Origin of the sequence: uncultured Amphritea sp. (assembly GCF_937127095.1) — a bacterium.
Taxonomy (GTDB): Bacteria; Pseudomonadota; Gammaproteobacteria; order Pseudomonadales; family Balneatricaceae; genus Amphritea.
This window is the reverse complement of sequence record NZ_CAKZLP010000054.1, coordinates 209,196-224,335: the sequence shown is the minus strand read 5'-3', so window position 1 is coordinate 224,335 and position 15,140 is coordinate 209,196. Positions and strand designations below refer to the sequence as shown.

General features: G+C 48.6%; 10 protein-coding genes. 9 read left to right on the top strand and 1 reads right to left on the bottom strand.

What is annotated here, in order from left to right; all coding sequences use genetic code 11:
* Window positions 1-358: 358 nt before the first annotated feature.
* On the bottom strand, window positions 359-514 hold the full coding sequence (locus tag Q0499_RS12730) for a hypothetical protein (RefSeq protein ID WP_299199946.1): 156 nt from the start codon (window positions 512-514) through the stop codon (window positions 359-361).
* A gap of 80 nt (window positions 515-594) precedes the next feature.
* Here Q0499_RS12730 and Q0499_RS12725 point away from each other — a divergent pair, with 80 nt between their 5' ends.
* The 9 genes from Q0499_RS12725 to Q0499_RS12685 all read left to right on the top strand — a co-directional run bounded on the left by Q0499_RS12725 (window position 595) and on the right by Q0499_RS12685 (window position 15,122).
* Entirely contained in the window at window positions 595-3,087 is a 2,493-nt protein-coding gene (locus Q0499_RS12725) for a cache domain-containing protein (protein WP_299199944.1), read from the top strand.
* Between the two features lie 56 nt (window positions 3,088-3,143).
* Complete coding sequence (locus tag Q0499_RS12720; RefSeq protein WP_299199941.1) at window positions 3,144-4,394, top strand: extracellular solute-binding protein; 1,251 nt, start codon at window positions 3,144-3,146, stop codon at window positions 4,392-4,394.
* Between the two features lie 358 nt (window positions 4,395-4,752).
* On the top strand, window positions 4,753-5,730 hold the full coding sequence (locus tag Q0499_RS12715) for a dipeptidase (protein ID WP_299199938.1): 978 nt from the start codon (window positions 4,753-4,755) through the stop codon (window positions 5,728-5,730).
* Between the two features lie 172 nt (window positions 5,731-5,902).
* The gene (locus tag Q0499_RS12710; RefSeq protein WP_299199935.1) at window positions 5,903-6,433 is read left to right on the top strand and encodes a 4-vinyl reductase; all 531 of its coding nucleotides are present in this window, start codon (window positions 5,903-5,905) and stop codon (window positions 6,431-6,433) included.
* A gap of 98 nt (window positions 6,434-6,531) precedes the next feature.
* Window positions 6,532-8,595, top strand: coding sequence for a dimethylglycine demethylation protein DgcA (dgcA, locus tag Q0499_RS12705; RefSeq protein WP_299199933.1), 2,064 nt, complete (start codon window positions 6,532-6,534; stop codon window positions 8,593-8,595).
* Window positions 8,596-8,814: 219 nt separating this feature from the next.
* Window positions 8,815-10,776, top strand: a complete 1,962-nt coding sequence (locus tag Q0499_RS12700; RefSeq protein WP_299199931.1) for a (Fe-S)-binding protein — start codon at window positions 8,815-8,817, stop codon at window positions 10,774-10,776.
* Window positions 10,776-12,041, top strand: a complete 1,266-nt coding sequence (locus Q0499_RS12695) for an electron transfer flavoprotein subunit alpha/FixB family protein (protein WP_299199929.1) — start codon at window positions 10,776-10,778, stop codon at window positions 12,039-12,041. The genes Q0499_RS12700 and Q0499_RS12695 overlap by 1 nt, the downstream gene beginning before the upstream one ends.
* On the top strand, window positions 12,031-12,849 hold the full coding sequence (locus Q0499_RS12690) for an electron transfer flavoprotein subunit beta (protein ID WP_299199927.1): 819 nt from the start codon (window positions 12,031-12,033) through the stop codon (window positions 12,847-12,849). The genes Q0499_RS12695 and Q0499_RS12690 overlap by 11 nt, the downstream gene beginning before the upstream one ends.
* A 698-nt stretch (window positions 12,850-13,547) precedes the next feature.
* Window positions 13,548-15,122: a BCCT family transporter gene (locus Q0499_RS12685; protein ID WP_299199924.1), complete on the top strand. Its 1,575-nt coding sequence runs from the start codon at window positions 13,548-13,550 to the stop codon at window positions 15,120-15,122.
* Window positions 15,123-15,140 lie beyond the last annotated feature (18 nt).

The following is a 15,140-nucleotide window of genomic DNA, read 5'->3' as shown; positions in this document are numbered from 1 at the left end:
AAATGATGGCATTTACGACCACGTGCCCCCGTCTTACGCCAGAAAGTCATGGCCAAATGGCCTTAATTATGGCTTTTTCTATGACCTGAGCCCTACCTTAGCGACGCCTTATGATAAGTCGTTTCCTTGACGCAACCACGCAGCAGCTTGGCGACACATATCCAGCAAGCTTGTTGTATTTTTCAGGCAGACGGCCCATTTTGAGTGTTCTTGTGTATAGGGCTATTTGTAGATTAAGTACAGGTGAAACGGGGATCAAAAGAGCCAGAAGACCATCGGAGAGGTTCTGGCTTCATAACCAACGCTCGTAACTGGGGGGCTGAGGATGTTGTGTGATTGGTGTCCGCTGTTGCCCTGACTACAGGGTTGCGGTTGCGTATAGAGGGTTAGCCAGTCCTCTGCTCATTGGTTGCTTGAATGGCGGACGGATCGCGCAGCTATAAGAACGCACGCTATGGGGGATCAGGGTGTCGGTATGCTCCCCAGTTTGAGCAAAAGCAGTAACAACGCTCATGTAAATGGCTGTCCTGTTGTCTATACTAGTGTGACTAGGAAAAGCTCATTTGAGCTACGTAATAGAATGGGTAGCCTTAAATGTCAGCGCTTGATAATAAACAGTTATTAAACTTGATGCGCTATGCACCCGTCGCTGTTGTTTTTGTGTTTGCCCTGGCCGTTAACCTCATCGCTATTCAGGGCAATCGTGAGCAAGCCGCTCAGAGTATTGAAACCCTTCGTGAAGAACTCACCTTTCAACGTAAAGAGTCGATTCGTTCTCAAGTTCATGAAGTGTATACACATCTTCTTGTTGAAAAATCCAAAGCTGAAAGTAACTTAAAGGACGCTGATAAACAGCGTGTTTATGAAGCATATGGTATTGCGAATCATATCTATGCGCAAAATGTTGGTAAGTCCAAAGCTGAGATTAGCAAAATTATTATCGAGGCGCTGAGGTCTGTATGGCTTTTTGATGGTCGAGGTTCCTTCTACATTATAGATAGTGAGGGAAAGAGCATTATGAATGCTACTAATGCTCACTCAGAAGGGACCAATGATCGGGCGCTGCAGAATGAAGAAGTTGATGTTGTTCGAAAGGTTCTGTCGGTTAACCAAAAAAATGGAGAAGGAGTTCTCAGGTGGAAATTTAAAAAGCCAGGATCTGCTGATAATAAAGAGTTTGAGAAAATAGGGTATGTTAAAAAATTTGAGCCCTATAACTGGTCGATTGTTATAGCAGATTATCTTGTCGACTATGAAGAAGATGTTAAAACAGAATTGTTAAAATGGTTTTCTCAATATAAGTATGGGGAAAGTGGATACTTCTTTGTGCTGGATGAAAATGGTGTGTTGTTAGCGCATCATATAAATGATTTTTTAGGTCTGGATTTCGTTTTAGGAGAAAAGGTTAATATTGATCTTATAAAAGATGTTAAGGATAAGGTTAAGGACGGAGGTGGCGGTTATATCAGCTACTCAAAGCCACTTACGTTAAGTGGAATGATTATCCTGGATCAGGTTGGTTATGTTAAAGAGGTTAGTGAATGGGGTTGGATTATTGGTACAGGATTCAGCTCTCAGGCCTTTGAAAAGAATTTAAGGCTAAAAGAGGAACAGATTAATGAATTGAACTACCAAAACCTAATGCGTCTGGTTTATCTGACAATTGCCTCGATGATATTGCTGACGCTGTCCTCTTTATATGTTGGGAATTTAATCGCCAAACGATTTGAAATGTTTCAAAGTAAAATAAATGCCGACTTTGATGAGCTTAATAATACAAAAGATAAAATGGAATATATGGCGTTGCATGACGCTTTGACTGGACTGCCTAACCGTATTTTGATGTTGAAGGAGATTAAGGAGAATATTAACTTATTAAAGGAAAAAAATGAAAAGTTAGCGGTTATGTTTGTTGATTTAGATAATTTTAAAAATATCAATGATCTATATGGTCATTATGTTGGCGATCTGTTGCTCATAGCTGTTAGTCAGCGGTTCAAAGAGTTGATGGGCGGGCGTGACAGTGTATCGCGCTTTGGGGGGGATGAGTTCGTATTTTGTTTTCCTCAATTGAAGGATAAAAAAGCAGCGCAGGATAAAGCAGAGCAGGTACGCAATGCCCTTAACTCGCCTATTGTAATCGAGGGTCGAACACTTACCATCGCATGCAGTATAGGGGTATCTATCTGTCCTGATGATAGTCTTACAGCTGAAACACTGATAAAAAATGCAGACACTGTATTATATAAATCGAAAGCTGATAAAAAGGGCCAGTATCTTTTTTATAGTAGTATTATCAGTGTGCAGATTATGCGGAAAATGGAAATTCAGCATGAATTGGCCCGTGCGCTTGAAAAAGGGGAGTTGTCGGTCCATTATCAGCCTCAAATGAGTACACGTGAAGAGAAGCTTGTTAGCGTCGAAGCCCTGGCTCGTTGGTTTCATCCATCTTTAGGTAATGTTTTTCCAGACGAGTTTATTTCTGTAGCGGAAGAGTCGGGAATGATTCATGACCTCGATCTTTTTGTTTTTAGAAGGGCATGTGAAGATATCTATGCACTTTCTGCTAATGGTGAAGGTGCGCTGAAATTGTCAGTTAATATTTCCCCTGTACAATTAACCGAGCCGGATTTTTTTAGTAATTTAGTCGATATTTGTACGAGTGTTGGTATTGCCCCTGAGCGGATTACTCTGGAGATCACTGAGAATATTTTCATTCATGGTTTTGATGTCGTGAAGCCATTATTTTCTAAGTTAAGACAACACGGATTTGGATTGTCGCTAGATGATTTTGGTACAGGCTACTCCTCCCTTAGTTATATAAACAGTCTGCCGCTGACAGAGATAAAAATTGACCGTTCTTTTATTAATAAGTTCTTAGATTTTTATCAAAGTGACATGCTTGTACGAATGATTGTCGGCATTGGCCGTTTGTGTGGCCTGGTGGTCGTGGCTGAGGGGGTAGAAACGAAGCCTCAGCTCGATAAGCTGCTAAACTATGATTGCGATCTGGTTCAAGGGTATTACTTTGATCGCCCTTTAACCATAGAACAGCTGTCTGAAAAAATGCAGACCTGCAAAGTGTAAGCGAAGCCAGAATTATGAATTCCAGTGATCCATGATAGTTGTGGCTAGGGGTATTTATGAAGCTTTCGACGATGGTGCTAATAGTCTTTAGTTTTTTTGCAGGAAACCTGATGGGCGCGCCTCGGGATGTTCCACTTTGGCGTCATATGGCCAGTGATGTTGAGATACAGGCATCTTTAGCGGCAATCAAGCGATTCAATGAGAGTCAGGATCAGTGGAATATCGTGCCAGATTTTATTCCGGAAGCATCCTATAGCTTATCGATACAGGCTGCAGCTCAGGCGGAACAGCTGCCTTGCATTATAGAAATTGATCAACCTCTGGTACCTAATTTCGCCTGGAGTGGCTATATCAAACCTTTGGATGAGCTGCTCGATGCAGATCTGTTGGCGTCAATCAACAGGTCAGGCAAAGGGATGTATCAGGGAAGGGTTTATTCTGTGGGGTCGTATGATGTTTCTTTAGCCCTGTTTACGCGAAAGTCGCTGATAAAAAAAATCGGGGCGCGTTATCCAACGATCGAACATCCATGGAATAAAGATGAATTTATGTCATTTCTGGATGCGGTCAAAGCGACCGGTGAATATCAATATCCGTTTGATATGAGAGCCCAGGATACAACCGAATGGATACCTTACGCCTGGCTGCCTTTTATGATCTCCTGGGGGGCAGACCTGATTGATCGAAGCGACAACCAGACGGTAGAGGGTGTTTTAAACTCAAAAGAAGCCGTTCAGTTTGGTCAGTGGATTCAACTCCTGGTGAGTCAGAATTATATGGACGCTCAGCCACAGGACGATAATGGCTTTATTGATGGAGATGTCGGCATTCAGTATGGTGGATCATGGGCTTTAAGTACTTATTACAGTGCTTTTAAAGATGACCTGGCTGTACTTCCCGTGCCAGATTTTGGTCATGGTCCTATTTCTGGTGGCGGAGCCTGGCATTGGGCGATGACAGAAAGCTGTCAGTATCCCCAAAGTGTAAAAGCGCTGCTCACTTTTTTAATGTCAGCAGAAGAGCAGTCTGCTATATCGACTGTCGTAGGTATCTTTCCCTCCGATGCCGAGGTCGCCCAACGGATAGAGATTTACTCTAAAAAGGGGCAGTGGCGCATGCTGTTTGATTTTTATAATCGTTTTTCTATGTTACGGCCCGAAACACCGGCATATTTAGAGATTTCAGCCAGTTATAAAAAAGCCATGAACGATATCCTGAATGGCATGTCTCCATCGCTTGCATTGGATCTGGCTGTTGAAAATATACAAATTGCGTTTGAACGTCATGAAAATTACCCTGCCCGTTAAAGGCTGAGACGCCTGGCTTCAGCGAATAGAGATGCTGCACAGGGTTGATTGAGAAGGCGCAGCAGCGGCTGAAAGAAAATATACCTGCAGCTTTTCAGTTCTAATGCCGGTCTATCTACTATCAAAATCATGCCCCTTTTTGAACATCTGACCCGCTTTAAAGCCTATTTACGGGTTTCCGTCTAAATCTTATTCCTGTCGTCGCTTTTAGTAGTGTGTAAGTCGTTTCCAGCCCCGTTTCATTTTTCTGAATAACTACACTGGCTTTAATGATGAAAAGGTCTGATGTAGGCTTTTTTTCTTGCAGGCCTGAGTGTTAAACGGGTGCTGCTAACTCTGATTCAGAAGGATAACAACAATGAATGCAGCTGATCTGCACAATGATGCCATCGTTATTGATGGTCTTATCTGCGCCAAATGGGAGCGCGCTCTGTTTGAGGATATGGCGAAAGGTGGTCTGACTGCCGCTAACTGCACCGTTGCATTCTGGGAAAACTTTGAAGGCACTGTGCGTAACATCGTCGAGATGAACGAGCTGATCGAAGCGAGCAGTGATCTGTTGATCAAGGTGCGCACCACTGAAGATATCAAGCGCGCCAAGCGTGAAGGCAAGACCGGCGTGATGATGGGCTTTCAGAATGCCAACCCGTTTGAAGATCAGATCGGCTATGTGAAGATCTTCAAGGATCTGGGCGTGGGCATCGTACAGATGTGTTACAACACTCAGAACCTGGTGGGTACCGGTTGCTATGAGCGGGATGGTGGTCTGTCCGGTTTCGGTCGTGAGATCGTTGCTGAGATGAACAAGCATGGTCTGCTGTGTGATCTGTCCCACGTTGGCCCGAACACCGCGAAAGAGGTGATCGATGAATCTAAGCAGCGAGTCTGTTACTCCCACTGTCTGCCATCTGGTCTGAAAGAGCATCCTCGTAACCGTAGTGATGAAGAGTTGAAATATATTGCTGACAAGGGCGGTTTTGTTGGCGTTACCATGTTTACACCGTTCCTGCGTGCCGGCGTTAATGCGACCATTGAAGATTATGTAGAAGCGATACAATACGTTTATAACATCGTCGGTGAAGATGCTATCGGTATCGGCACTGACTTCACCCAGGGCCACGGTCACGATTTCTTTGAATACTTGACCCACGATAAAGGCTATGCCCGTCGTCTGACCCGTTTCGGTGAGATCGTGAATCCGAAGGGTATTCGTACCGTAGGTGAGTTCCCCAATCTGACTGAAGCGTTGTTGAAGGGTGGTTTTTCTGAAACCCAGGTGCGCAAGATTATGGGTGATAACTGGGTGACATTGTTGAAGGATGTCTGGGGCGCTTAAAGCTACTGCGCTCGATGATACGGCGTTATCAGCCCAGCTCGCGATGCTCACTTAGTAAACTAAGCTCCGCTCGCTCACTGTCCTGATGCCTTGTCTCATCGGCGCTCGTAACGCTTTACAAAGTAAATAATATTTTTTAGTACAAAACATAAAGAATTTTGAGGTAGAGACGATGGGTGTACATGCGCCAGAAATGCCAATTGTAGTAGATGATGAAACCGGAGTATGGACCACGGATGCGTTGCCGATGCTGTATGTGCCGCGTCACTTCTTTGTCAATAATCATATGGGAATTGAAGAGGAGATCGGGGCTGAACGTTATGCCGATATTCTCTACAAAGCAGGTTATAAATCAGCACATTACTGGTGTGAAAAAGAAGCGGCTGAGCATGGGATTTCCGGTAAAGATGTCTGGGATCACTATATGAAGCGTCTGTCTCAGCGTGGCTGGGGTTTCTTTATTACTGAAGAGCTGGATATCGAAGCCGGTACCGCTAAAGTTCGTCTGGAAAACTCTGCCTTTGTTTACCAGTATGGCAAGGTGAATCGCAAAGTAGATTACATGTTTACTGGCTGGTTTGCCGGTGCGCTGGATCAGATTGCTGAAAGCCTTGGATACCCTGTGCGGACTAAAGCTGAGCAGACTCAGTGTGCTGCAGAGGACGGCTGTGAGGTGGGTTACTTTGAAGTAACTCCACTGTAAAAACTTAAATAATAAATTTAAAAATCGGCAGAGAAGATTGTTAAAAACGTAAAGATTTTAACAATCCCTCCCATTTAAAATGTATCGGGGTAGTGACTATGTCCCAGTTTGATGTTCTGTTTGAGCCACTTAAGATTAACAATCTGACTATTCGTAACCGCATTGTCAGTACGGCTCACGCCGAGGTGTATGCTACCGACGGCGGTATGACCACTGATCGCTATGTAAAATATTACGAGGAAAAAGCCAAAGGTGGCTGTGGCCTCTGTATTTGTGGTGGTTCCAGTGTGGTGTCCATCGACAGTCCGCAAAGCTGGTGGAGTTCAGTCAACCTGTCTACCGACCGGATTATCCCTCACTTCCAGAATCTGGCAGATGCGGTGCATAAACACGGCGGTAAGATCATGATTCAGATCACCCATATGGGACGCCGTTCCCGCTGGGATGGTGAGAACTGGCCGAACCTGATGTCTCCCTCCGGTATCCGTGAACCGGTGCATCGTGCTACCTGTAAAGTGATTGAAGAGGAAGAGATCTGGCGCGTTATCGGTGATTTCGCTCAGGCCGCACGACGTGCTAAAGAGGGTGGTCTGGACGGTGTGGAGCTGTCAGCAGTACACCAGCATCTGGTTGATCAGTTCTGGTCGCCGCGGGTGAACAAGCGCACTGATAAGTGGGGCGGAACCTTTGAAAATCGTATGCGCTTTGGTATGGAAGTGCTGAAAGCGGTACGTGCTGAAGTCGGCCGTGACTTTGTTGTCGGTATGCGTATTACCGGTGATGAGTTCCATCCTGATGGTTTGAACCATGAAGATATGAAGCAGATCGCCGCGTATTATGATGCCACCGGTGAGCTGGATTTCTTCGGCGTGGTAGGCTCTGGTTGTGATACCCACAATACCCTGGCAAACGTTATTCCGAATATGAGTTATCCGCCAGAGCCGTTCCTGCACCTGGCGGCGGGTATTAAAGAAGTAGTTTCTGTTCCGGTCATCCATGCCCAGAACATCAAGGATCCTAACCAGGCTAAACGTATTATTGAAGCCGGTTATGTAGATTTTGTCGGTATGACCCGGGCACACATTGCTGACCCGCATATTATCGCCAAGATCAAAAATGACCAGGTGGATCAGATCCGTCAGTGTGTTGGCGCCAACTACTGTATCGACCGTCAGTATCAGGGTTTGGATGTACTCTGTATCCAGAACACAGCGACCTCCCGCGAGTATATGGGGTTGCCGCACATTATTGAAAAAACTACCGGACAGGTTCGCAAGGTGGTTGTTATCGGTGGCGGCCCTGGTGGTCTGGAAGCGGCACGTGTGGCTGCAGAACGAGGCCACAATGTGGTACTGATCGAGAAAGAGGAAGAGCTGGGTGGGCAGATTACTCTGGCTTCTAAAGCACCGCAACGTGATCAGATTGCCGGTATCACCCGTTGGCTGGCGATGGAACTGGAGCGTCTGGGTGTTGATATCCGTCTGGGTACTGCAGCCGATGAAGCGCTGGTTCGTGAACTGAAGCCGGATGTCTGTGTCATCGCTACCGGTGGTCGTCCGTTTATCGATCAGAACCCTGAATGGGGTGCTGAAGAAGGTCTGGTTATCTCCAGCTGGGATATTCTCAGCGGCAAGGTTGAGCCGGGCAAAAACGTGCTGATCTATGACACTATCTGTGAATTCTCTGGTCTTTCAGCAGCGGATTATCTGTCAGCGAAAGGTTCACTGGTAGAGATCGTTACCGATGATATTAAGCCGGGTGTAGGTATCGGAGGTACTACCTTCCCAACCTATTACCGCTCGCTGTATGAGAAAGAGGTGATCATGACCTCTGACTTCCTGCTGGAAAAAGTCTACCGTGAAGGTGACAGTCTGGTGGCGGTTCTGGAGAACGAATACACCGGCCAGCGTGAAGAGCGTGTGGTTGATCAGGTGGTGGTTGAAAACGGCACCCGCCCTAATGAGGAGCTATATTACGCTCTGAAAGGTGAGTCACGTAATAATGGCCAGATCGACAACGAAGCACTGTTTGATATCAAACCGCAGCCAGTGCTGAGTGAATCTGGTGACGGCATGATTCTGTGGCGTCTGGGTGACTGTGTATCGCAGCGTAACGTACATGCAGCGATGTACGACGCGTTGCGACTCTGCAAAGACTTATAAGGCGACTGCGCTTGGCCAGGGGTGTTAAACGCTGCCGGGTGACTTCGCATAGCACTGCTATGCTCCGGTCTCCCGTCGGCTTTTTCCTGCCCCTGTCTGTGCTGGTAACGCTGTTAGTCTGTGCAAAGCCTGAAAACTATTAAGCACGGTGATACCGGGCTGGTAAGAATAACAGGGCTGACGTAACAGCCCGATAGCTGTTTTTTGTTGGGGTACCCTATGAGTGTTGAGTGGTTACATCCTTTACTGATTGCGACAGCCCTGGCGCTGGCGGTGATCGGTGCTGTGCGCCGGGTGAATCTGTGGCGTGCCGGTAAACCGGATCAGATTAATCTGATCGCGGGTCTCATGGCGATGCCCGGACGTTATCTGCATGATCTGCATGATATTGTCGAGCGTGGCAAATATATGTCCCGAACCCACGCCGCAACCGGTGGTGGTTTCGTCCTCTCTGCGCTATTAGTCATCCTGGTGCATCTGCTGGGTATCGATAGCCAGATTCTGGCCTGGGCGCTGCTGGCAGCGCTGGCGCTGATGTTTGTCGGAGCGCTGTTTGTATTTAAGCGTCGTCTTAATCCCCCTAGTCGGATCTCTAAAGGTCCATGGATGCGCTTGCCCAAGAGTCTGCTGGCGTTTGCTGGCGCGTTCTTTGTGCTGACACTGCCTGCTGCTGGCGTGCTGCCAGAGGGTAGTGGTGGCGTGCTGTTGACCGTGGTACTGACGGCGCTGATTATCTGGGGTATGGGCGAACTGTTCTTTGGTATGACCTGGGGTGGACCGATGAAGCACGCCTTTGCTGGCGCGCTGCATCTGGCGTTTCATCGCCGTCAGGAACGCTTTGGTGGCGGTCGTTCGACCGGTCTGAAGCCGGTTGATCTGTCGCTGGCTCAAGAGATTGGTGGTGTGCTGGGCGTGGCGAAACCGACTGATTTCAAATGGAATCAGCTGCTGGGATTCGATGCCTGTGTTCAGTGTGGTAAATGTGAAGCGATGTGTCCTGCCTTTGCTGCGGGTCAGCCTTTGAATCCAAAGAAACTGATTCAGGATATGGTGGTGGGTCTGGCGGGTGGCACCGATGCCAACTACGCCGGTAGTCCATATCCGGGTAAAGCGATTGGTAATGCTAAAGGCGGTCCGGATCATATTATTACCGATGGCCTGATCGATCCTGAAACCCTCTGGTCCTGTACAACCTGTCGTGCTTGTGTTGAAGAGTGTCCGATGATGATCGAGCATGTGGACGCGATTGTCGATATGCGCCGCTATTTGACCATGGAGAAGGGTAAGACACCGAACAAGGGGGCAGAAGTACTGGATAATATCATCGCCACTGATAACCCTAATGGCTATGCCCCGGCTAGCCGTACTAACTGGGCGGCGGATCAGAATTTGCCACTGATGCGTGATGTTAAAGAAGCGGAGGTGTTGTTCTGGGTTTCTGATGGTGCATTCGATATGCGCAGTCAGCGCATCCTGCGTGCTTTCGTCAAACTGCTGAAAGCCGCCAATGTTGATTTTGCTGTGCTGGGTGATGAAGAGCTGGACAGTGGTGATGTTGCCCGTCGTCTGGGTGATGATGCCACTTTTCAAAGTCTGGCTAAGCGTAATCTTGACGTATTGTCACAGTATAAGTTCAGTAAGATCGTCACTACCGATCCTCATGCTTATCACTGTCTGCGTAATGAATATAACGATTTTGGCTCCGATGCGCTGAATCGCGTTGAAGTGTTACATCACACTACTTTCCTGAATCAGCTGGTGCAGCTGGGCAGTCTGAAGCTGAGTCCTTTTACTGGCGCGAAAGTGACCTATCATGATCCTTGCTATCTGGGCCGTTATAACGGTGAGTATGAAGCGCCCCGAGAACTGCTGCGCTCGATGGGTATCGAGATCGCTGAGATGGAACGTTCCGGTTTCCGTTCCCGTTGCTGTGGTGGTGGTGGTGGTGCCCCGATCACCGATATTCCGGGCGAACGCCGTATCGCCGATATGCGGATGGAGGATGCCAGCAGTACTGGTGCTGAGCTGGTGGCTGTGGGTTGCCAGCAGTGTACTGCGATGCTTGAGGGGGTGGTTGAACCGCGTCCGCAAGTAAAAGATATCGCCGAGATTCTGGTTGATCAGCTCGTTGATTCGACAGCTGATTCAAGTGTAGGTCAATTGGCCCGGGAGGTGCACTGATGTCCGATCATAACTCAAACGATGTGTTGCGCCGTGATCCCCGGGCTGAGTGGATCGCCCGTAACCGTCTGCATCCACTGCATGGCACTGTCGCCAGCAGCGAGACCGCCGAGGTGCGCGGGCCGAGCGGGCTGTTGCGCAAAAACCCGCACAAGGTTGGCTTTATCGGACCTAATGGCATTAAGCGGATTGATCGTCTGAAAGGTAACGCCGCCGCAACCGGTAAAGGTCGTCGTAGTGGCGCGGCAAAAGATGTACAGCTGCCACTGCATAAAGTTGAAAATCCAGACTTTTATATCGTTGTGGTGCCGGATATGGTAGGTGGACGTCTGACCGCGCATGATAAAGATATCATTGGTCAGGCGCATAAACTGATTAGCGGTATTGACGGTAATGGCGCTGTTCTGGCGGTCTGCTTTGGTCAGAGTAAAGAGGAGCATTTCGATACCGCCGGTGTTGATCGTTTGCTGTTGCTTGATGATGAGAGCTATGAAGGTTACTGCCCGGAGCAGCGACTGGAGGCACTGGTGCAGGTTGAATCTGCTTATAAGCCGCAGTTCTGGTTATTCCCGGACAGTGTTAATGGTGGTTCCGATCTGGGTTCCCGTCTGGCTGCCCGCATTGGCGAGCGTCCGGCTGTGCAGGTCTGGCAGGCAGACAATCAGACTGTTGTGTGTCGTGGTGCCGGTGGGACAACTGATATAACCCGAAACACGCCTCGGCTGTTGATGCTGGCTGAGGAGTGCGCTGATCCGATCGATGAAACCCGTCACGAAGCGCAGTCGGTGACACTTGATGCGGCTCCTGTTGTGGTCGCTCAATTGAGGGATCGGGGGCAGGTTGCGGTTGATCCGAATGCAATTTCCCTGGCCGAGGCTGAGTTTATTCTCTCAGCGGGTAACGGTATCCATAACTGGGATCAGTTCCACTCGGCGGCTTCGGTTCTTGGGGCGACTGAGGGGGCCAGCCGGGTGGCAGTCGATGATGGCTTTATGCCGCGCTTCCGTCAGGTGGGTGCTACCGGCACCTGGGTGACCGCGCGGATTTATCTGGCAGTGGGCATCTCTGGTGCGATTCAGCATATGCAGGGTATTGGCCAATGCGACAAGGTTATCGCGATCAACACTGATGCGGGTTGCGACATGGTTAAGCGTGCCGCGCTCAGTGTTATTGGTGATAGTGAAGCAATACTGGGTGAACTGATAAAGCTGGCAGAGGATTTTCGTGCCCAGCAATCTGCCGGAGGTGATCGGGATGCAGCCTAATCAATTCAAAGTAGACGTGGCCAGCAAGCTGAAAATAGTTTCGCTGGTATCGGTGGGTAAACATCCTCAGTCTGGTCGGGTGCGCCGGTCTGATCAGGATAGTCGTGCTGTAGAGCTGGGCCTTAAACTGACCGGTGATAACCGCTCAGGCGAAAGCCTGACTGTACTGCATGCAGGTGATCCCAGAGAACAGAGTCTGAGAAGCTATGCGGGTATGGGATTAAAATCGGTGCGGGTGTTACAACTTGATCCGTCCGCCGATGCCATTCTGCCGTTAGGTCAGCATCTGCTGCAGTGCGGTGCCGATATTGTGCTGACCGGTGTGCGGGCTGAGAGCGGAGAGTCTTCCGGGATGGTGCCCTACCAGCTGGCAGAAAAACTCGGCTGGCCGATAGTGCCACGGGTGGCTAATATCGTTTCTGTTGAAGGGGGTGTTGCAGAGGTGTTGCAGGCACTACCGCGCGGTCAGAGACGATCGGTTATGGTGCAATTGCCTTTCATCGCCAGTGTCGATTCTGCAGCGCCTGAGGCCCGCCAAAGCGCCTTCGGCCCTGCCAGTCGCGCGCTGATGGATATTGAAGTCGTCAGCGCCTCAGTCGATATGACGCGTGAGTCCTGGGAGGAGGTTCCGGCCCGTAAACGGCCGAAGCGTCTGAAAGTTGTCAAAGCTAAAACGGCCGCTGAACGCTTTAAAGCCGCTACCGCCAAATCCCAGGGAGAGGGGGGTAAAGTGATGAAGAATGAGTCTGCTGTTGAACAGGCGCAGGCGATTTTTGATCTGCTGAAAGAGGAAGGGGTGCTGCGCTGATTTTCAGCCGGCCGGGTCGCTATTTAGTTTTGATTTATACTGGCGATAATAGGTTTAAATCCGATTAATTGTCGCTAATTGTATGGGAATTGCCGCTAATAGTTGGGTTGGTGTTGGGTGAGTTCTGTAGTATTAACACTGCTTCTTGCACTTTGTTTCTATGTGAAACAGCCTGACCCGAAAAACTGAATCTCTAATCCGATTCACCAGGCAATTGTTTACCACTCCCGAGTTTCACGGCTTCGGAGTGGTTTTTTTTGGGCTTTGCTTTGTCTCCGGCGCATTGGCCAGCTTCCTCTTGTTTTGTTAGGCTTATTCAGAATTAACTGCTAATAGGGCCAAGCTAGTATCAGGTCTTCGGTTATATGCTAGCCTTACATATGAGTGGATGAGTTTTAATTACGTGATTATGGTCTGTATTGTCGCTTTAGTTTCTTTTTTTGCATTAAAAACTGTCTGTCGAGAATGGGTATTTTGTGATTCTTTTTGTCGTTATAAGTCAGCTGTTAACCTGTCTTTGATCGTAGAATCTAAACGACCTGTTTAATAATTAACCGGAGTCTTTCTGGCTACAGCAGTTAAAGATTGATGCAGGAACTGTCAGAAAGGTTGCAGGTTTCCTTACCATTGGTCTGGCGATTCTTTGGTGATCTGCACGAAGTCTTGATAGCTATATAAAAAGAAACTGGAGTAGTTCTATGAATGAAGACGTTCACTTCCGCCCTAAATCCGAGGAATATACCTCCGATTACAAAGCCGGGCAGGACAATATTCAGGTATTGGGGATGGATATCCATAACCCTGTTTTTACCACCAGTGCACTGGCCATTCTGGCTTTTATCACACTAACACTGGTTTTCCCGGCTGACGCCAAGGTGATGCTTGAGGGGGCACGAACCTGGTCAATTGATACTTTCGACTGGTTGTTTATGATAGCAGGCAACGTGTTTGTGTTGTTCTGCCTGTTAATGATCGTTCTTCCGGTGGGTAAAATTCGTTTGGGCGGAGCCGACGCAAAGCCGGACTACAGCCGCATGTCATGGTTCTCAATGCTGTTTGCTGCAGGTATGGGTATTGGACTGATGTTCTGGAGTGTCGCAGAACCTGTAGCCTATTACACTGACTGGTGGGGAACGCCGCTGAACGCGGTAGCTAATACTCCCGCAGGAGAAGCAGCTGCAATGGGTGCGACAATGTTCCACTGGGGATTACATCCGTGGGCCATTTATGGTGTAGTAGCGCTGGCACTAGGTTTCTTTACCTATAACAAAGGGCTGCCGCTGACCATTCGTTCTGCTTTTTATCCGCTACTGGGCGAGCGGGTATGGGGGCCGATCGGTCACGTTATCGATATTATTGCGGTGCTGGCAACCATCTTTGGTCTGGCGACTTCGCTCGGTTTGGGGGCTTCTCAGGCGGCAGGCGGACTGAACTTCCTGTTCGGTGTGGAGAATACTATCGCTACCCAGATCGCAGTTATTGTCGTAGTCACCGCAATCGCAATTTTCTCTGTTGCTCGCGGGCTTGATGGCGGTGTAAAAATACTCAGTAATATCAATATGGCTCTTGCCGGAGTATTACTGTTGTTTGTGATTGTTGTTGGCTCGCTGTCAGGTTTTTTCAGCAACCTGCTGCTCACCGTTACCAGCTATGCAACCGATATTCTGCCGCTGAGTAACTGGGTTGGCCGTGAAGATGAAAAATTCTACAGTGGCTGGACTGTGTTCTACTGGGCCTGGTGGGTATCCTGGTCGCCTTTCGTTGGTATGTTTATCGCCCGGGTATCAAAGGGTCGTACCGTACGTGAGTTTATGATCGCAGTATTGTTGATTCCAACCGTGGTTTCGGCGGTCTGGATGGCTGCGTTTGGTGCGCAGGCGCTGGATCAGATTCAGAGTGGCACTGGTGCCCTGGCGAATGGTCTGGGTGATGTGTCTCTGGCGATGTTCCAGATGCTGGAGAATTTGCCATTGGCGGAGATTACCTCCTCGCTGGCGATTGTGCTGGTACTGGTTTTCTTTATCACTTCATCCGACTCTGGCTCGCTGGTAATTGATTCAATTACTTCCGGTGGTAAGGTTGATGCACCTGTGCCTCAGCGTGTCTTCTGGGCGGTTTTGGAGGGACTGATTGCGGGTGTTCTGCTGTATGGTGGTGGAACCGAAGCGCTGAAAGCGTTGCAGGCTGGTGCCATAACCGCCGGCTTGCCATTCACCATTATCCTGTTACTGATGTGTATCAGTATCTACAAGGGATTGAAGACTGAGTTATAATTCAGTCTGAGATTTATG